The sequence below is a fragment of the Achromobacter sp. AONIH1 genome (assembly GCF_002902905.1).
GTDB lineage: Bacteria > Pseudomonadota > Gammaproteobacteria > Burkholderiales > Burkholderiaceae_B > Achromobacter.
The window spans coordinates 675,691-692,189 of record NZ_CP026124.1 but is presented as its reverse complement, the minus strand read 5'-3'; the positions used below and the strand labels follow the sequence as shown (position 1 = coordinate 692,189).

19 protein-coding genes are annotated in these 16,499 nt (G+C 67.0%); 7 read left to right on the top strand and 12 right to left on the bottom strand.

Features of this window, described 5'->3' with window-relative positions; all coding sequences use genetic code 11:
• Positions 1–4 precede the first annotated feature (4 nt).
• From C2U31_RS03235 to C2U31_RS03220, 4 genes are all read right to left on the bottom strand, one after another.
• Positions 5–877, bottom strand: coding sequence for a branched-chain amino acid ABC transporter permease (locus C2U31_RS03235; protein ID WP_103271525.1), 873 nt, complete (start codon positions 875–877; stop codon positions 5–7).
• Positions 878–1,260: 383 nt separating this feature from the next.
• Entirely contained in the window at positions 1,261–2,424 is a 1,164-nt protein-coding gene (locus tag C2U31_RS03230; RefSeq protein ID WP_103271524.1) for an ABC transporter substrate-binding protein, read from the bottom strand.
• 380 nt (positions 2,425–2,804) lie between these two features.
• Entirely contained in the window at positions 2,805–3,122 is a 318-nt protein-coding gene (locus C2U31_RS03225) for an antibiotic biosynthesis monooxygenase (protein WP_103271523.1), read from the bottom strand.
• A gap of 76 nt (positions 3,123–3,198) precedes the next feature.
• On the bottom strand, positions 3,199–3,831 hold the full coding sequence (locus tag C2U31_RS03220; protein WP_103271522.1) for a LysE/ArgO family amino acid transporter: 633 nt from the start codon (positions 3,829–3,831) through the stop codon (positions 3,199–3,201).
• Positions 3,832–3,963: 132 nt separating this feature from the next.
• On the opposite strand from C2U31_RS03220, the gene C2U31_RS30420 reads away from it, so the two are divergent.
• Genes C2U31_RS30420 through C2U31_RS03210 form a run of 3 tightly spaced genes read left to right on the top strand, consistent with a single transcriptional unit; the run spans position 3,964 to position 5,572 of the window.
• Complete coding sequence (locus C2U31_RS30420; RefSeq protein ID WP_158658297.1) at positions 3,964–4,125, top strand: hypothetical protein; 162 nt, start codon at positions 3,964–3,966, stop codon at positions 4,123–4,125.
• A gap of 36 nt (positions 4,126–4,161) precedes the next feature.
• Complete coding sequence (locus C2U31_RS03215; protein WP_103271521.1) at positions 4,162–5,061, top strand: LysR family transcriptional regulator ArgP; 900 nt, start codon at positions 4,162–4,164, stop codon at positions 5,059–5,061.
• Positions 5,062–5,080: 19 nt separating this feature from the next.
• Positions 5,081–5,572 carry a copper chaperone PCu(A)C gene (locus tag C2U31_RS03210; RefSeq protein ID WP_103271520.1) on the top strand — a complete coding sequence of 164 codons (492 nt, stop codon included), beginning with the start codon at positions 5,081–5,083 and terminating at the stop codon, positions 5,570–5,572.
• A gap of 218 nt (positions 5,573–5,790) precedes the next feature.
• Here C2U31_RS03210 and gdhA read toward each other — a convergent pair whose 3' ends face one another.
• Positions 5,791–7,137: an NADP-specific glutamate dehydrogenase gene (gene gdhA / locus C2U31_RS03205; RefSeq protein ID WP_103271519.1), complete on the bottom strand. Its 1,347-nt coding sequence runs from the start codon at positions 7,135–7,137 to the stop codon at positions 5,791–5,793.
• 488 nt (positions 7,138–7,625) lie between these two features.
• A complete protein-coding gene (locus C2U31_RS03200) occupies positions 7,626–8,414 on the bottom strand; it encodes an exodeoxyribonuclease III (protein ID WP_103271518.1) in 789 nt (262 codons plus the stop codon).
• 166 nt (positions 8,415–8,580) lie between these two features.
• On the opposite strand from C2U31_RS03200, the gene pyrE reads away from it, so the two are divergent.
• A complete protein-coding gene (gene pyrE / locus C2U31_RS03195) occupies positions 8,581–9,264 on the top strand; it encodes an orotate phosphoribosyltransferase (RefSeq protein ID WP_103271517.1) in 684 nt (227 codons plus the stop codon).
• On the opposite strand, the gene C2U31_RS03190 is transcribed toward pyrE, so the two are convergent.
• The 6 genes from C2U31_RS03190 to gatC form a co-directional block, all read right to left on the bottom strand.
• The gene (locus tag C2U31_RS03190) at positions 9,237–9,773 is read right to left on the bottom strand and encodes a type II toxin-antitoxin system VapC family toxin (RefSeq protein WP_103271516.1); all 537 of its coding nucleotides are present in this window, start codon (positions 9,771–9,773) and stop codon (positions 9,237–9,239) included. The genes pyrE and C2U31_RS03190 overlap by 28 nt on opposite strands.
• The gene (locus C2U31_RS03185; protein WP_103271515.1) at positions 9,770–10,018 is read right to left on the bottom strand and encodes a hypothetical protein; all 249 of its coding nucleotides are present in this window, start codon (positions 10,016–10,018) and stop codon (positions 9,770–9,772) included. The genes C2U31_RS03190 and C2U31_RS03185 overlap by 4 nt, the downstream gene beginning before the upstream one ends.
• A 23-nt stretch (positions 10,019–10,041) precedes the next feature.
• Entirely contained in the window at positions 10,042–10,293 is a 252-nt protein-coding gene (locus C2U31_RS03180) for a hypothetical protein (RefSeq protein WP_103271514.1), read from the bottom strand.
• Positions 10,294–10,397: 104 nt separating this feature from the next.
• Positions 10,398–11,855, bottom strand: coding sequence for an Asp-tRNA(Asn)/Glu-tRNA(Gln) amidotransferase subunit GatB (gene gatB / locus C2U31_RS03175; protein ID WP_103271513.1), 1,458 nt, complete (start codon positions 11,853–11,855; stop codon positions 10,398–10,400).
• A gap of 1 nt (position 11,856) precedes the next feature.
• Positions 11,857–13,395 carry an Asp-tRNA(Asn)/Glu-tRNA(Gln) amidotransferase subunit GatA gene (gene gatA, locus C2U31_RS03170; RefSeq protein ID WP_103271512.1) on the bottom strand — a complete coding sequence of 513 codons (1,539 nt, stop codon included), beginning with the start codon at positions 13,393–13,395 and terminating at the stop codon, positions 11,857–11,859.
• Between the two features lie 3 nt (positions 13,396–13,398).
• Complete coding sequence (gene gatC, locus C2U31_RS03165) at positions 13,399–13,707, bottom strand: Asp-tRNA(Asn)/Glu-tRNA(Gln) amidotransferase subunit GatC (protein WP_103271511.1); 309 nt, start codon at positions 13,705–13,707, stop codon at positions 13,399–13,401.
• 227 nt (positions 13,708–13,934) lie between these two features.
• On the opposite strand from gatC, the gene C2U31_RS03160 reads away from it, so the two are divergent.
• The 3 genes from C2U31_RS03160 (at position 13,935) to mreD (ending at position 16,494) form a co-directional block, all read left to right on the top strand.
• Positions 13,935–14,978 carry a rod shape-determining protein gene (locus C2U31_RS03160; RefSeq protein ID WP_006216320.1) on the top strand — a complete coding sequence of 348 codons (1,044 nt, stop codon included), beginning with the start codon at positions 13,935–13,937 and terminating at the stop codon, positions 14,976–14,978.
• Positions 14,979–15,062: 84 nt separating this feature from the next.
• On the top strand, positions 15,063–15,947 hold the full coding sequence (mreC, locus tag C2U31_RS03155; protein ID WP_103271510.1) for a rod shape-determining protein MreC: 885 nt from the start codon (positions 15,063–15,065) through the stop codon (positions 15,945–15,947).
• Positions 15,934–16,494 (top strand): rod shape-determining protein MreD, encoded by a 561-nt coding sequence (mreD, locus tag C2U31_RS03150; RefSeq protein WP_103271509.1) that lies wholly within the window; start codon positions 15,934–15,936, stop codon positions 16,492–16,494. Before mreC ends, mreD begins: the two co-directional genes overlap by 14 nt.
• Positions 16,495–16,499 lie beyond the last annotated feature (5 nt).

Genomic DNA, 16,499 nt, shown 5'->3' with positions numbered 1-16,499 from the left:
GTCGTCACACCTTCTTGATCGCGGTCTTGCCGAACAGGCCGGCGGGTTTGAAGGTCAGCACGAGCAACAGCAGCACCAGTCCAGGCACGTCCTTGTATCCCGTCGAAAGATAGAAGCCGGTGGTGGTCTCGGCGATGCCCAGGATCAGGCCGCCCACCACCACGCCCATGCCGCTGGACAGCCCGCCGATGATGGCGACCGCGAAGGCCTTCAGGCCCAGCACCGCGCCCATGGTCGCGCCGGTCAGCGTCAGCGGCGCCACCAGCACGCCGGCGAAGGCCGCCGTCAGCGACGACAGCGCGTAGGAAAACGTGATCACCATGCCGGTGTTGATGCCCATCAGGCCGGCGGCGTCGCGGTCATTGGACGTGGCGACGAAGGCCTTGCCGTAGATGGATTTGCGGTTGAACACTTCCACCAGCAGCATCATGGCCAGCGCGCCGAACACCACCAGCAGCTCCATGGGCAGCACGTTGGCGCCCAGCACCTGGATCGGCGCCTCGGGCAGCGGCGAGGGAAAGCGCAGGTCGTCGCGGCCCCAGACGTTCTCGGCCACGTTCTTGAAGATGATGCCCAGCGCGATCGTGGCCATGATCCAGCCGAATTCCGACCGCGTCTTGATGGCCGGCCGCACGCCGACCCGCTCGACCAGCGCGCCCTGCGCGAAGCCGAAGATGCAGACGATGGGGATCATGACCCAGTAATTCACGCCCAGGCCCACCAGCGTGAGGCCGACCAGCGCGCCCAGCATCAGGGCTTCGCCCTGACCGAAATTGAGCGTGCCCGACGTGGCGAAGGTGAGCTGGTATCCGAACGCGATGACGGCATAGATCATGCCCAGCGCGATACCGCTATAGATAAGCTGTAGAAGAATCATGGTGTGTCTTCGTGGCGCCGGCGTGCCGTGCCAGATCCCTTGGCCGGAACGCGGTTCTCTGTTGTCCAAGGCGCTGCGCGCCACCTGCATCACATACAACGGCATCAGCCGGCCGCGCCGTGGCGAAGCTCCCTCAAGGAGCAGGGCCATGGCACCGCAAGGCTGCTTCAGTCAAACCGATCCGAAATACGCTGTGCCATCCCGAGGCATCCCCCCGCGAAGAGCCTGGCCGCTCCCCATTTGGGGCTGCGCGGAGCCGGCTTTGCCGGTCCGCGGCAGCGCCCTTGAGGGAAGAGGCGCGCAGCGCTTCTCGGGTGGGCTTCCCCTTCCGGTCCGCAGCGGCGCCCTTGAGGGAAGAAGCGCGTAGCGCTTCTCGGGTGGGCCTAATTAGCCTTGACCACGCGCCCGCCCTTGACCTCGCCGATCACCACTTCCTTGGCCGTGATCGCGTCGTGGTTGTCGTGGCTGAACGGCTTGTTGTAGGTCATCACCACGCCTTCGACCGGCGTTTGCAGGTTTTCCAGCGCTTCGCGGATCTTCGGGCCGTCGGTGGAGTTGGCCTGCTTGATGGCCGCGGCCAGCAGGAAGATCGAGTCATAGCCCTGGGCCGCCGACACCGGCGAGTCGATGCGGTTGTTCTTGGGCTTGAACTTGGCCAGATAGGCGTCGATGAAAGCCTTGCGCTTGGGCGTGTCCGGGTCCTGGATGAAGGTCTGCGGCATGCGCGCGCCTTCGCCGTTGGCGCCGGAGTTGTCGATGTAGTTGGCCATGGATAGCGTCCAGCTGCCGATGATGGGCACCTTCCAGCCCAGCTTGGCCATGCCGTTGGCGATCTGCGCCAGCTCGGGGCCGATGCCGTAGGTCAGCACCGCCTCGGCGCCGGCTTCCTTGGACTTGAGCAGCTGGGCCGTCATGTCCACGTCCTTGATGTTGAACTTCTCCACGGCCACCGGCTTGATGCCCTTGGCGGCCAGGGCCTTTTCCAGGTCCTCGCGGCCGAGCTGGCCATAGTTGGTGGAGTCGGCCAGGATCGCCACTTTCTTGAAGCCGCGGCGGGTGATGGCTTCCTCGACGATCATCGGCGCCTGGATGCTGTCGTGGGCCGCGTTGCGGAACACGTAGTTGTCCGGGTACTCGGGCGCCTTGAACTGGTGCGTGATGACGCTGCCCGTGGCCACGTTGTTGAACACCGGGATCTTGGCGTCCTGGTAGAAGCGCTGCGAGGCCAGGGCCACGCCGGTATTGATGTAGCCGACGGTGGCGGTGACCTGTTCCTTGTTGATCAGCTCCTGGGCGATCTGCACGCCGCGCTCGTTCTTGGCCTCGTCGTCGCGCTCCACCGCGACCAGCTGGCGGCCCAGCACGCCGCCGCTCTTGTTGATTTCCTCGATCGCCAGGCGCACGCCGTCGCGCATGCTCACGCCCATCGAGGAGGAGCCCCCGGTGTAGGGGCCGGCCACGCCGATCTTGATGGGATCGGCGGCGTGGGACGCGGCCGACAGGGCAAATGCAAGGGTTCCTGCCAGCAGCTTCAAACGAAAGTCCATGAGTGTCTCCGTTGTAATTGGTGGAACTGCGTCGAAAACCTGTTGCCGGCGCCTGGATGCAACGTGCGGCGCGCATGCTTGTGTTGCGTGGTGTGACTGTCTGCTTAATCTCTTACGCGAATCTGACTCGGCGGCGCACTTCCGTGGAAATCCCTAGGGAGGGTTTTTACGGGAATTGGGTAGTGGCCCGGCACTCGGCCGGCAGACCTAGGGAAAACGCCTGGGTGCCCGGGCCCCGGCGGACGCGGGGATCAGCGGCCAGGGAGAGCGGCTGGGGGGGCGGCTGGGGGGCGGCAGGCGCACGTTTTCGGAAGGGAGGGCCGCGCATGGTCGTCCGCGAACCGGACGGGCATCGGGCCCGGGAGGGGCAACGCGGTCGATTACGGGTGGGCGGGGGAGTGCAGGCGGTCGTCGCCGTATTGCCGGATCACCTGCGCGATGACGACGCGGTAGCCGTCCAGCCAGCGGGACTGGGCGGCCTTGGCCTGCTGGTGCAGCGGGTGCCGGATCAGCGCCTGCAGCGCGTCCAGTGATTCCCAGTAATAGACATTGCTGATCAGCCCGCGCGCCGGGTCTTCCCAGGACTCCTCGCCCAGATAGCCGGGCAGGGCGCGCGCGGCTTCGGCGATCCGGCCGTCCAGCAGGTGGAAATCCTCGTCGTACTGCTTCTTGGCGAAGATGAAGGTGGCGGTGTACATGGCGGCGCTCCTGGGCACGGGGCGGAGAGGAAGGCGGCGGTGGGGCAGGTCCACCGCCACGCGGGTATCGGGCGGCTCAGATGCCCTTGAGCGCCAGGCTGACCGCCAGCGCGGCCATGATCACGGCGATGATGCCGTCCAGCACGCGCCAGGCCGAGGCGCTGGCGAAGAACGGGGCGAACAGCCGCGAGCCGATGCTGAGCACGGCCAGCCACAGCAGGCTGGCGGTGAGGGCGCCGGCGGCGAAGGCCATGCGGGCGTCGTCGAAGCCGTGCGCCAGCGAGCCGACCACCACCATGTCCAGCCAGAAATGCGGGTTCAGCAGCGAGAAGCCCAGCGCGCCCAGCATGGCCGCGCGGCGCGAGGGCACGGCCTCGCGCGCCGCCGCCAGGCCGCCGTTCGCGCTCCAGGCGCGGCGGGCCGATTGCAGCGCGTACCAGGACAGGAAGGCCACGCCGAACCACAGCACGGCCGTGGTCAGCCAGGGGAACCAGGTGGTCAGGGCCTGCAGGCCGGACACGCTGGCGAAGATGAAGACGGCGTCGATCAGCGCGCAGATGGCGACCACGCTGGCCAGGTGCGCGCGCATCAGGCCCTGGCGCAGGATGAACGCGCTTTGCGCGCCCACGACGGCGAACAGGCCCAGCCCGGTGGCCGTGCCGCTGGCCCAGGCGGTGAAGAAGAGGGGGGATGACAGGGTGGCGAACATGATGCGGATACCTTTGCTGCTGCGCCTGTGCCGGCGCTCGATGGCTACAAATCCCAGGTGCGCGCGAGGCGTTCGGCGCCCGGTCGTTTCCGGTGGTCTCCGGAGACGGCGGGCGCGCGCGTGGTGCGCGGCATGGGTGTTTTCATCGTCAAGCCGGCCCGTTCCGGCGGCGGCAAGCGCATGCCGGAATGGCTTTTTCGTCCTGGGGAGGCTGGCGATGAAGCGGGGCGTCGGCGCGCGCAGGCGTGCCGGCATGATGAATTGTCGCTTGCCGGCCACGTGAAATACAGCTAATTTTCCTTCATTATCTTAAGCAAAACTAATGCAATCATGAAGATCGATCACGGCAATCTGCGGGCCCTGGCGGCGGTGGTGCGCGAAGGCAGTTTCGAGCGCGCCGCGCTGGCGCTGAGCGTGACGCCGTCGGCGGTGTCGCAGCGGATCAAGGCGCTGGAAGACCGCATGGGCCGGCTGCTGGTGCAGCGCACGGTGCCCGCCGCCGCCACCGCCGACGGCCGGGTGCTGGTGCAGCTGGCCGAACAGACCGCGCTGCTGGAACACGACGCGCTCAACCGCCTGGGCGTGGCCGAGGACGACGTGCCGCACGCCAGCATCCCCATCGCCGTCAACCACGACAGCCTGGAAACCTGGTTCGTCGAGGCGGCGCTGCAGTTTTCGGCGCGCACCCGCGCCACGCTGGACATGCAGTCCGAGGACCAGGACCACACGGCCGCGCTGCTGCGCAACGGCGCCGTGCTGGGCGCGGTGACCACGCTGGCCGATCCGGTGCAGGGCTGCCGCATCCACGCGCTGGGCAGCATGCGCTACGTGGCGACCTGCTCGCCGGACTTCCACAAGCGCTATTTCTCGCAGGGCGTGAACGCCCAGACGCTGGCGCAGGCGCCGGTGCTGGTGTTCAACCGCAAGGACGCGTTGCAGGCCCGCTTCGCGCACAAGATCTCGGATCCCGCGCCCTGGCAGCCGCCGGTCTGGTGGGTGCCGTCCACCCGCGCCTTCGTGCAGGCCACGCTGGGCGGGCTGGGCTGGACCATGAATCCGCTGCCGCTGGTGCAGGAGCACCTTGACGCAGGTCATCTGATGCTGCTGCGGGGCCGCGCCTGGGAGGACGTGCCGCTGTACTGGCAGCATTGGCGGGTAAACTCCGAGGCGATGGAAGCCCTGACCGATTCGGTCCTGTCCGCCGCGCGCAGCCTGGTGCGGCGGCGCTAATCTCCCGGAGGACATACGCATGAAACTACGCAAGTTCGCAGTCATCGCCGCCATGGGCCTGTGCGCGGCCGGTTCCGCCTGGGCCAAGGACTACCAGGCCGGCCAGGTCGAGATCGACGACCTGTGGGTGCGCGCCTCGGCGCCGGGCCAGTCCAATGGCGCGGGCTACATGGAGATCGACAACAAGGCCACGGCCGCCGACCGCCTGTTGTCGGTCAGTTCAAGCGCCGCCGAGCGCGTCGAGCTGCATACCGTGGAAACCAAGGATGGCGTGGCCAAGATGCGCCAGGTCGAGGGCGGCATCGCGTTGCCCGCCGGCGGCGAGGTCAAGCTGGCCCCGGGCGGCTATCACGTCATGTTCCTCAAGCTGAAAGCCCCCTTCGCCGAAGGCGCTGCGGTGCCCGCCACGCTCAAGTTCGAGAAGGCCGGCGAGGTCGCCGTCCAGTTCAAGGTCAAGCCCGCCGCGCACAACCCCGGCATGAGCCACGACCACAGCTCGATGAAACACTGAGCGCCAGGCGCTCAGCCGAGCAAGGCGCAAGCGCGATGCCCGCTCCACGGAGCGGGCATCGCTGCATCTGAACGACAGGGAACTGCGGGTCTTACACCCGCTGCACTGGCGGACCCGCCCCAATTCGGCAAGTCCTCCCCGACCGGGGCCACGCGGAGCCGGCTTTGCCGGTCCGCAGTGGCGCCCCTGGGGGGAAGCGCGTAGCGCTTCGGGGGGGCTTAGTACAGCCCTTGCTGACGCATCGCGTCGGCCACCTTGACGAAGCCGGCGATGTTGGCGCCGTCCAGGTAGTTCACGTACTCGCGCTCGCTGTGGCCGTGGCGCACGCAGTTCTCGTGGATGTCGCGCATGATGGCGTGCAGGCGGGCGTCCACTTCCTCGCGGGTCCAGGCCAGGCGGGCCGCGTTCTGGCTCATTTCCAGGCCCGACACGGCCACGCCGCCGGCGTTGCTGGCCTTGCCCGGCGCGTACAGCACGCGCGCGGCGATGAAGGCCTTGGCCGCTTCCAGCGTGGCGGGCATGTTCGCGCCCTCGGCCACGCACAGCACGCCGTTCTTGATCAGCATCTGGGCGTCGGCCAGTTCCAGCTCGTTCTGCGTGGCGCAGGGCAGGGCCACGTCGACCGGCACGTGCCAGGGACGCTTGCCGGCTTCGTACTTCAGGCCGAACTGGCTGGCGTAGGCGTCCAGGCGACCGCGCAGGTCGTTCTTGATGTGCATCAGGGCCAGCAGCTTCTCGTGCGTGAAGCCGGCCTCGTCGACCACCGTGCCGTTGGAGTCGGACACCGTCACGACCTTGGCGCCCAGCGCCATGGCCTTCTCGATGGCGTATTGCGCCACATTGCCCGAGCCGGACACCGACACGCGCAGGCCGTCGAACGAGCGGCCGATGCGCTTGAGCATTTCCTCGGCGAAGTACACGGTGCCGTAGCCGGTGGCTTCGGGGCGGATCAGGCTGCCGCCGAAGGTCAGGCCCTTGCCGGTGAACACGCTGGCGGTGGAGTTGGACAGCTTCTTCATCATGCCGGCCATGAAGCCGACTTCACGCGCGCCCACGCCGATGTCGCCGGCCGGCACGTCGGTGTCCGGGCCCAGGTGGCGGTACAGCTCGATCATCAGGGCCTGGCAGAAGCGCATGACTTCCGCGTCGGACTTGCCCTTGGGGTCGAAGTCCGAGCCGCCCTTGCCGCCGCCCATGGGCAGCGTGGTCAGCGCGTTCTTCAGCGTCTGTTCGAACGCCAGGAACTTCAGGATCGACAGGTTCACGGAGGGATGGAAGCGCATGCCGCCCTTGAAGGGGCCGATGGCCGAGCTGTGCTGGATGCGGAAAGCGCGGTTGACGCGGGCCTGGCCCTGGTCATCGGTCCAGCACACGCGGAACTGGATCACGCGCTCGGGCTCCACCAGACGCTCGAGGATGGCGTGCTCGGCGTAGTGCGGGTGCTTTTCGATGAACGGCCACAGGCTCAGCATCACCTCCTGGACGGCTTGCATGAATTCCGGCTGTTGCGGATCGCGCGCGGCGACGCCGCGCAGGAAGTCGTCCAGACTCTGCACTTTCAACATGATCTCCTTGGGGGCTGCTTCAAAAGGGTGCGAGGTGCGCCGTCATGGGGCGCTCGGGCTTGTTTTGGTGCGTGCTCGCACCGCCCTGGTGCGAAGAATTGTAGGGGCAAATTGTTGCCCTGCGCAAAGCCTGGGTGCGTTCCATCCCCTTGATATGAAAGGGAAATATTGCACCAATAAATAGGGACGCATATTGGCTGGAACTGGGTTGGCCCCAGGTGCGGCTTCCCAGGGAAGGCGTAGGTCTTTGTATTTTCTTGATATTTATTATGTCCCCGTTTTATTGGAAAAATCTCCCGAGCGGCTGCAAGGGGTTTCCATAGGGGAAAGACACCGAAATCAGACGTGGCGAGGGGAGATTCGCCGATGATTTTCCATCTATTTGTCCCCTATTTATTTTTGACGGATATCAGCCGGGGTGGCTGCATGCCGGACGGGCGCAAACCCGTCCGGAGCGACGCCGAGGCCGGTTCCGGCCCGGCAGGGGTTCAGAGCTTGACGTCGTAGTCGATGGTGAGTGGCGCGTGGTCGGAGAAGCGCTCGTCCTTGTAGATCGAGGCGGCGCGGGCGCGGGCCGCGATGCCAGGCGTGGCGATCTGGTAATCGATGCGCCACCCCACGTTCTTGGCCCAGGCCTGGCCGCGGTTGCTCCACCAGGTGTATTGCTCGGCGCGGTCGTCCAGCGTGCGGAACACGTCGACGAAGCCGCGCTTGTCGAAGACCTCGGTCAGCCAGACCCGTTCCTCGGGCAGGAAACCGGAGTTCTTCAGGTTGCCCTTCCAGTTCTTCAGGTCGATTTCCTTGTGGGCGATATTCCAGTCGCCGCAGACCACGAACTCGCGGCCGCTTTTCTTGTGTTCCTTCATCAGGCCGTCCAGCCACGGGCCGAAGCGGTCCAGGAAGCGGTACTTGGCCTGCTGGCGCTCGTCGCCGCTGGAACCGGACGGCAGGTAGGCGCTGATGACCGACAGGTCTTTCCAGTCGGCGCGGATGATGCGGCCCTCGGGATCGAATTCCTCGCAGTCCAGGCCGATGTTGACGCGCTCGGCGGCGTTGCGCAGGTACAGGCCCACGCCGCTGTAGCCCTTCTTCTCGGCATGATGGAAATGGCCGGTGTAGCCGGGCGGGTGGCGCAGGTCGTCGGTCAGGTCGGCGTCCGCGATCTTGATTTCCTGCAGGCACAGGATGTCGGCGCCGTGCTTTTCCATCCAGGGCTGCAGGCCCTTGCGGAAGGCGGAACGGATGCCGTTGAGGTTTAGCGACGTGATGCGCAGCAAAGCGGTACTCCCAATAAGGCGGCGGCCCCCGCATGGGGCCGGACCATGCCTGGAATTTAACCGACGTCTGGCGCGTGCGCCGATCCGCGCCCGGACTGCCGGCGATCTCCCGCGGTCCGCGTAGCGGATAAAATGCCGGCGTTCGCCACCTATCTGGAATGCCCGCATGCCTGCCGCCCAAACGTCCACCGCCCTCGATTTCGTCCGTTTCGCCCTGAATGAAGGCGTGCTGCGCTTCGGCAGCTTCAAGGTAAAATCGGGACGCATCAGCCCGTACTTCTTCAACGCCGGCCTGTTCAATTCGGGCGCTTCCGTCGGCAAGCTGGCCAGCTTCTATGCCCAGGCGCTGCTGGACTCGGGCGTGGGCTTCGACATGCTGTTCGGCCCCGCCTACAAGGGCATCCCGCTTGCCACCGCCACCGCCGTGGCGCTTGCCGGCCACCCGGCCATGCAGGGCAAGAGCGACGTGCCGTTCGCCTACAACCGCAAGGAAGCCAAGGACCATGGCGAAGGCGGCACGCTGGTCGGCGCGCCGCTCAAGGGCAAGGTCGTGATCATTGATGACGTGATCACCGCCGGCACTTCGGTGCGCGAATCGGTGGAGATCATCCGCGCCGCCGGCGCCGAGCCGGCCGCCGTGCTGATCGCCATGGACCGCATGGAACGCGCCGGCCCGGACGACGCGCTGTCGGCGCACTCGGCCGTGCAGGACGTGGCCAAGACCTATGGCATTCCGGTGGTGTCGATTGCGTCGCTGGCGGACATCCTGGCCTTGCTGCAGGACGACACGGCGTTCGCCGAGCACCGCGAGGCGGTGCTGGCTTATCGGACCAAGTACGGAGTGAAGTAAGGCGGGGCGGTTGGCCGCTCAGTGTCGGTGTCGGCGGAAGCTTCGGGGTTGCTTCCGTAGGCTGCCCAAGGCTCCGCCATGCCATGGGGTTGGCCGAACACGGCTACGCCGCAGGCCCGGGCTGCATCCGAGAGCTTGCGATCGAAGGTTGCTAGATCGCTGCCGGAACGAATCGTCAATTCGACATAGGCGGCGTCATACGCGGTCAAGCCGTGGTTTTGTGCCAGTTTGTGAATGGCCGTCGCGCGTTCTGCAGTCGGTGGCGTGTCGGCCAGCAGGGCTAGTCGATCCATCTGCCGTACGAACTTCGCAATCTTCGCCGAGGCCAGCTGTCCAGCGCGTTCCAGACGAAGCATGCCATTGGCAACTTCGATATGCCAATGGGCAGGCACGCGTATCTCGAAGTTGCCGATGGATGCCAGCAGATGCTGGGCAACCATCGCCTCTTGCGCCGCGGCGCGCGTGTACAGGCCGCTCAGTGCAACGGAGGCGTCCAGCACCAACTTCACCTGCGGTCCTCTTCCATCCAGGCGCGCATTTGCTCGCTGTCGAAGTTCGGTGCGACGGGAATGCTCCTGAGCGCCAGCAGAGCCTCGTACATGTCTTCGGACATATTGGGGTTGGCGGGCTGGATGTAGGCTTGGGCAATGCCGTCTTTCTTGATGACGATGCGCGCGCCTTCATGCGCCAGGCGGATCAATGTATCGAGCCGTTCGCCGACTTTTTCCTGAGGGACTTCGAGATAGCGGGACATTTCGGGACTCCTGTTCCAGTGCTTCATACGTGTATGCCCTTGACGATGTACCACCAGGTGGCTTTGTCGGTGTAGGGGCTCCTGGGGAAGTTCTTGAGATCCTCGATCGCCTGATGCGCCTCTTCGGTCAGCAGGGGATTGACCTCGCAAATGCGGGCATGCGCCTGGCCATCGTGCGTAATGACCACGCAAGCGCCATCCCGGGCCGCCTGGATCATTTCATCAAGGCGTGCGGCAACCTGCTCCAGCGGGACGGACAGATAGGGCATCGTCATGGCCCGGGTCTCCAAGCGAATATCGACTCGTCCATTCTTGGCCAACAAAAAGGCCGCGGCAATATGCCGCGGCCCTGAGTTGGTCTGATAAAGCGCTGACCCTGTCAGCCGTCCAGCTTCTGCTTGAGCAGGTCGTTGACCTGTTGCGGGTTGGCCTTGCCGCGGGCGGCCTTCATGATCTGGCCGACCAGGGAATTGAACGCCTTCTGCTTGCCGGCGCGGTATTCCTCGACGATGGCCGCGTTGGCCGCCAGCACCTCGTCGATCATGGCGCCGATGGCGCCCGTGTCGCTGATCTGCTTGAGGCCGCGCGCTTCGATGATGGCGTCGGGCTGGCCGCCGTTCTCGCCGGCCCACATGGCGCCGAACACTTCGCGGGCGATCTTGTTGGAGATGGTGCCGTCGATGATGCGGTTGATCAGCGCGGCCAGGGCGGGCGCCTGCACCGGGGCGTCGGCGATGTCCTTTTCTTCCTTGTTGAGCGTGGCGGCGACCTCGCCCATGATCCAGTTGGCGGCCAGCTTGGCCTGGCCGGCGGGCAGCGCCTGCGCCACGGCCTCGAAGTAGGCGGCCAGGCCGCGGCTGGCGCTGAGCTGGGCGGCGTCGTAGGCGGTCAGGCCGTAGTCGGATTCGAAGCGGGCGCGCAGCGCGGCGGGCAACTCGGGCATGGCGGCGCGGACCTCGTCGACCCAGGCGCGCGAGATCACCAGCGGCGGCAGATCGGGGTCGGGGAAGTAGCGGTAGTCGTGCGCGTCTTCCTTGCCCCGCATGCTGACGGTGACGTCGCGGTCGGAGTCGTACAGCATGGTTTCCTGCACCACCGTGCCGCCGTCCTCGATCAGCTCGATCTGGCGGCGCGCCTCGTACTGGATGGCGCGTTCCAGGAAGCGGAACGAGTTGACGTTCTTGATCTCGGTGCGGGTGCCGAATTCCTTCTGGCCGACCGGACGCACGGACACGTTGGCGTCGCAGCGGAACGAGCCTTCCTGCATGTTGCCGTCGCAGATGCCCAGCCACACGACCAGGCTGTGCAGCGCGCGGGCGTAGGCCACGGCCTCGGCGGCCGAGCGCATTTCCGGCTCGGTCACGATCTCCAGCAGCGGCGTGCCGGCGCGGTTCAGATCGATGCCGCTGGCGGGGGCGCCGTTGGCCAGGAGGAAGGCGTCGTGCAGCGACTTGCCGGCGTCCTCTTCCAGGTGCGCGCGGGTCAGGTTGACGGTCTTTTCCTCTTCGCCGACGAAGAAGGAGAGCGAGCCGCCCACCACCACCGGCAGCTCGTACTGGCTGATCTGGTAGCCCTTGGGCAGGTCGGGGTAGAAGTAGTTCTTGCGCGCGAACACCGAGCGCGACGCGATCTCGGCGCCCACGGCCAGGCCGAAGCGGATGGCGCGCTCGGCGGCGCCGCGGTTCATGACCGGCAGGCTGCCCGGCAGCGCCAGGTCGACCACGTTGGCCTGGGTGTTGGCGGCCGCGCCGTAGCGGGTGCTGCTGCCCGAAAAGATCTTGGAGTCGGTGGAAAGCTGCGTGTGCGTTTCCAGGCCGATGACGATTTCCCAGTTCATGTTAGGCGTCCTGGAGTGCTGGCGTTTTTTTGTGCCAGTCGGTGACTTGTTGATAGCGGTCGGCGATGGCCAGGAGGCGGCCTTCGTCGAAGTAGTTGCCGATGATCTGCAGGCCGACGGGGCGGTTGCCCGCCGCGCCGCCAAAGCCGCAGGGGATGGACATCGCCGGCAGGCCGGCCAGGCTCACGCCCAGCGTGTAGACGTCGGCCAGCCAGTCGGAGGTGGGATCGTCGCGGTTGTCGCCGATGTTCTTGGCGACCGTCGGCGTCACCGGGCCCATGATCACGTCGCACTGGTCGGCATAGGCGCGCTGGAAATCCTGCGCGATCATGCGGCGCAGGCGCTGGGCCTGCAGGTAATAGGCGTCGTAGTAGCCGTGGGACAGCACGTAGGTGCCGATCAGGATGCGGCGCTTGACCTCGTCGCCGAAGCCTTCGGCGCGCGAGCGGGCGATCATTTCCTCCAGACCATTGTAGTCGGCGGTCCGATGGCCGTAGCGCACGCCGTCGTAGCGGGCCAGGTTGCTGGACGCTTCGGCGGGGGCGATGACGTAGTAGGCGGGGATGGCCAGCTCGGTGCGCGGCAGCGACACCGGCACGCGCACGGCGCCCAGGGCCTCGAACTGCGCCAGGGCGGCCTCCACGGCGGCGGCCACGTCCGGCGCCAGGCCGGCGCCGAAGTACTCGGCCGGCACGCCGATGCGCAGGCCCTTCAGGGGCTGGCTGCCGGCGGCGTCATGGCGAGCCTGGGCGGCGTCGAAGTCGCGCCGCACGCGGCCCGCTTCGTTGACGGCGGCATCGCATTTTTCCAGGCTGGTGGCGTCGCGCGGGTCGAAGCCGCTCATGACGTCCAGCAGCTCGAGCAGGTCGCGGGCGCTCTCGGCCAGCGGGCCGGCCTGGTCCAGGCTGGAGCCGAAGGCCACCATGCCGAAACGCGAGACGGTGCCGTAGGTGGGCTTGATGCCGCTGACGCCGCACAGGGCGGCGGGCTGGCGCACCGAGCCGCCGGTGTCGGTGCCGGTGGCGGCGGCCACCAGGCGGGCGGCCACGGCGGCGGCCGAGCCGCCCGACGAGCCGCCGGGCACGGCAGTCGTGTCCCAGGGGTTCCGGACAGGGCCGTAGGCGGAGTTCTCGTTGCCCGAGCCCATGGCGAATTCGTCGCAGTTGAGCTTGCCCAGCGACACGGCGCCGGCCGCCTGCAGGCGCTCGACCACGGTGGCGTCGAACGGGCTGACGTAGCCGTCCAGCATCTTGCTGCCGGCGGTGGTGCGCCAGCCGCGGGTGACGAAGGCGTCCTTGTGGGCGATGGGGATGCCGGCCAGGGCGCCGGCGGTGCCGGCGGCCAGGCCGGCGTCGGCGGCGCGGGCCTGGGCCAGCGTCAATTCGGCGTCAATATGTAAGAAGCTGTTCAGGCCGCTGGCGGCCTCGGCGGCGGCCAGCGCGCTTTGCGCCAGGTCGACGGCGCTGACCTGGCGCTGGGCGAGGGCCGCGCGCAGGCCGGCGATCCCCTCGAATTGGGTGTGCAGGGCGGGTTTCGTCATGGCTTACTCGATGACCTTGGGAACCAGGAACAGGCCGTCCTGGGCGTCCGGGGCGTTGGCCAGCAGTTCCTGGCGGCGGGTTTCCGAGCTGGGCTCGGTGACGGCGTCCTCGCGCAGGCGCAGGGTGATGTCCTCGTGGGCCGACAGCGGGTGGGCCAGCGGCTCGACGCCTTGCGTGTCGACAGACTGCAGCCGCTCGATCAGGTGGAGGATGCCGTTCAGTTCGGTCTGCGCGTGGGCGCGCTGTTCCGGGGTCAGTTCGATTCTGGCCAGCCGGGCTATGCGGGCCACATCTTTGTCGTTGAGCGCCATGGGGAGTTCGAAATTCGAATAACGGAAGGCCGGGGGAGGGCCGGGACAGTATGCATACGCCCAACCCGTTACAAAGCTTGAATAGCCTGCATTTATGCGCTATTTCCACGGAAATTATAAGTTATGATTCACGGTTTAATCGCCGTGACGACAGGCGGGTTCGAGTGTATCCGGACCGTGCGCCCCGCGGCCTGACCCAATTCCCCCCCAGAATTTGCTGAGCTCCCATGTTCGGATTCCTGCGCAGTTATTTTTCCAGCGATATGGCGATCGACCTCGGTACCGCCAATACGCTGATCTACGTCCGCGGCAAGGGCATCGTGCTCGATGAGCCCTCCGTGGTCGCGATCCGTCATGAAGGCGGCCCCCACGGCAAGAAGATCATCCAGGCCGTGGGCCACGAAGCCAAGCAGATGCTTGGCCGCGTCCCCGGCAACATCGAGGCCATCCGGCCCATGAAGGACGGCGTGATCGCCGACTTCACCGTCACCGAGCAGATGCTCAAGCAGTTCATCCGCATGGTGCACCCCCGCAACATGCTGGCGCCCAGCCCGCGCATCATCGTCTGCGTGCCCTGCGGCTCCACCCAGGTTGAACGCCGCGCCATCCGCGAATCCGCGCTGGGCGCGGGCGCCTCGCACGTGTTCCTGATCGAGGAACCCATGGCCGCCGCCATCGGCGCCGGCCTGGCCGTGTCCGACGCCAGCGGCTCCATGGTCGTCGACATCGGCGGCGGCACCACCGAAGTGGCGGTGATCTCGCTGGGCGGCATGGTCTACAAGGGCTCGGTCCGCGTCGGCGGCGACAAGTTCGACGAGGCCATTGTCAACTACATCCGCCGCAACTACGGCATGCTGATCGGCGAGCCCACTGCCGAACTCATCAAGAAGGAAATCGGCTCGGCCTTCCCCGGCTCCGAAGTCCGCGAGATCGAGGTCAAGGGCCGCAACCTGGCCGAAGGCGTGCCGCGCAGCTTCACGGTCTCGTCCAACGAGATCCTGGAATCGCTGACCGATCCGCTGAACCAGATCGTGTCCGCCGTGAAGATCGCCCTGGAACAGACGCCGCCCGAGCTGGGCGCCGACATCACCGACAAGGGCATCGCCCTGACCGGCGGCGGCGCGCTGCTGCGCGACCTGGACCGCCTGCTCCAAGAGGAAACCGGCTTGCCCGTGGTGGTGGCCGACGATCCCCTGACCTGCGTGGTGCGCGGTTGCGGCGAAGCGCTGGAACATCTTGAGAAACTCGGCGCCATCTTCATCAACGACTAATTCCTTCCGCCTGCCCGGAGCCCTGTTGTCTTGCGGCTCCGGCCGCGGCGGGGGCTCCGGGCGCGACCGCCCGGGCTGAGATTCATGCAACGACAAGGGACTCCTCCCCTATTCAGGCGCGGCCCGCCGGCAGAGGTGCGGCTGGTCGTCCTGGTCGTCCTGGCCGTGGCCCTGATCATCATGGATTCGCAGCTGCGCGTGCTGGAGCCGGTGCGCAGGGCGGTGTCCGTGGCCATCTATCCCTTCCAGCGCGCCGTCATGGCGCCGCGTGATCTGGTCCAGCAGGTCAATGAATGGGTCAACGCGGCCAACCTCATCCGCAGCGAGAATGAAGCCCTGCAGCGCCAGCGCATCGAGCTGGCCCAGGTGGCGTCTCACGGCGCGCAGCTGGCCGCCGAGAACGCGCAGCTGCGCCGCCTGCTGGGCGTGACCGACACGGTGGCGCAGTCGGCGGTGGTGGTCGAGGTGCTGTACGAGCCCACCAGCGCCTTCAACCAGCGCCTGGTCTTCAACAAGGGCAGCAAGGCCGGCCTGGCGCCGGGCATGCCCGTCATCGACGAAGGCGGCGTGGTCGGCCAGATCGTGCGCGTCACCCCGATGACGGCCGAAGCCGCCCTGGTGACCGACGAGCAGGTGTCCATCCCGGTCCAGCTGCTGCGCAACGGCCTGCGGCTGATCGCCTTCGGCGGGAACTCTCCTGGCAAGATGGAAGTCCGTTATCTGGCGGCCAACGCCGACATCAAGGAAGGCGATACCATAGTCACCAGCGGCGTGGGCGGGCTGTTCCCGGCCGGCCTGCCGGTGGCCAAGGTCACTTCGGTCGAGCGTGACACCGCCTCGGGCTTCGCGCGCGCCGTCTGCGAGCCGCTGGCCCATCCCGAACGCTATCGCCACTTCCTGGTCCTGCAGGTGGATGTGGCCCGCGCCGAATCCAACCGTCAGGAGGTCGATTCCGGTGGATCGGACTAACGCTTCGTCGCCCCGGCGACGCCTGGGCACGCCCAGCAACGTCCAGCCCGAGCGGCTGGACGGGCCGGCGCACGGCGTTTTCGTCTGGGCTTCCATCATCCTGGTGTGGCTGGTGTCGCTGCTGCCCTGGCGGCTGTGGCAGGGCGCGCCCGACGTGCTGATCCTGATCATCGCCTTCTGGTGCGCGCACGAGCCGCGCCGCGTCGGCCTGTTCACCGCCTTCACCTTCGGTCTGCTGATGGACGTGCACGACGCCGGCCTGCTGGGCGAGCACGCGCTGTCCTACACGCTGATCGCCTATGGCGCCGTCGCCCTGCAGCGCCGCCTGCAGCGCTTCGACCTGTGGAGCCAGGCCATGCACATGCTGCCGGTGTTCTTCGCCGCGCGGCTGCTGGTGCAGATCATCCACGCCTGGCTGGCGGGCAAGTGGCCGGGCTGGGACTGGGCCGTCAGCGCCGGCCTGACCGCCGCCCTGTGGCCCCTGGCCGGCTGGGTGCTGCACCTGCCTCAGCGCGGCGCCGACGACGCCGAGTCCTCGTCCGCCTGACGGCG

What these genes read in the sequence shown, in the direction of transcription:
- C2U31_RS30420 (WP_158658297.1), top strand. Translation starts at nt 3,964, where the DNA reads ATGGGTGTTTTCATCGTCAAGCCGGCCCGTTCCGGCGGCGGCAAGCGC.
- gatB (WP_103271513.1), bottom strand. Translation starts at nt 11,855, where the DNA reads ATGAACTGGGAAATCGTCATCGGCCTGGAAACGCACACGCAGCTTTCC.
- C2U31_RS03225 (WP_103271523.1), bottom strand. Translation starts at nt 3,122, where the DNA reads ATGTACACCGCCACCTTCATCTTCGCCAAGAAGCAGTACGACGAGGAT.
- C2U31_RS03160 (WP_006216320.1), top strand. Translation starts at nt 13,935, where the DNA reads ATGTTCGGATTCCTGCGCAGTTATTTTTCCAGCGATATGGCGATCGAC.
- gatC (WP_103271511.1), bottom strand. Translation starts at nt 13,707, where the DNA reads ATGGCGCTCAACGACAAAGATGTGGCCCGCATAGCCCGGCTGGCCAGA.
- C2U31_RS03230 (WP_103271524.1), bottom strand. Translation starts at nt 2,424, where the DNA reads ATGGACTTTCGTTTGAAGCTGCTGGCAGGAACCCTTGCATTTGCCCTG.
- C2U31_RS03220 (WP_103271522.1), bottom strand. Translation starts at nt 3,831, where the DNA reads ATGTTCGCCACCCTGTCATCCCCCCTCTTCTTCACCGCCTGGGCCAGC.
- pyrE (WP_103271517.1), top strand. Translation starts at nt 8,581, where the DNA reads ATGCCTGCCGCCCAAACGTCCACCGCCCTCGATTTCGTCCGTTTCGCC.
- C2U31_RS03215 (WP_103271521.1), top strand. Translation starts at nt 4,162, where the DNA reads ATGAAGATCGATCACGGCAATCTGCGGGCCCTGGCGGCGGTGGTGCGC.
- C2U31_RS03185 (WP_103271515.1), bottom strand. Translation starts at nt 10,018, where the DNA reads ATGTCCCGCTATCTCGAAGTCCCTCAGGAAAAAGTCGGCGAACGGCTC.
- C2U31_RS03235 (WP_103271525.1), bottom strand. Translation starts at nt 877, where the DNA reads ATGATTCTTCTACAGCTTATCTATAGCGGTATCGCGCTGGGCATGATC.
- gatA (WP_103271512.1), bottom strand. Translation starts at nt 13,395, where the DNA reads ATGACGAAACCCGCCCTGCACACCCAATTCGAGGGGATCGCCGGCCTG.
- gdhA (WP_103271519.1), bottom strand. Translation starts at nt 7,137, where the DNA reads ATGTTGAAAGTGCAGAGTCTGGACGACTTCCTGCGCGGCGTCGCCGCG.
- C2U31_RS03180 (WP_103271514.1), bottom strand. Translation starts at nt 10,293, where the DNA reads ATGACGATGCCCTATCTGTCCGTCCCGCTGGAGCAGGTTGCCGCACGC.
- mreC (WP_103271510.1), top strand. Translation starts at nt 15,063, where the DNA reads ATGCAACGACAAGGGACTCCTCCCCTATTCAGGCGCGGCCCGCCGGCA.
- C2U31_RS03210 (WP_103271520.1), top strand. Translation starts at nt 5,081, where the DNA reads ATGAAACTACGCAAGTTCGCAGTCATCGCCGCCATGGGCCTGTGCGCG.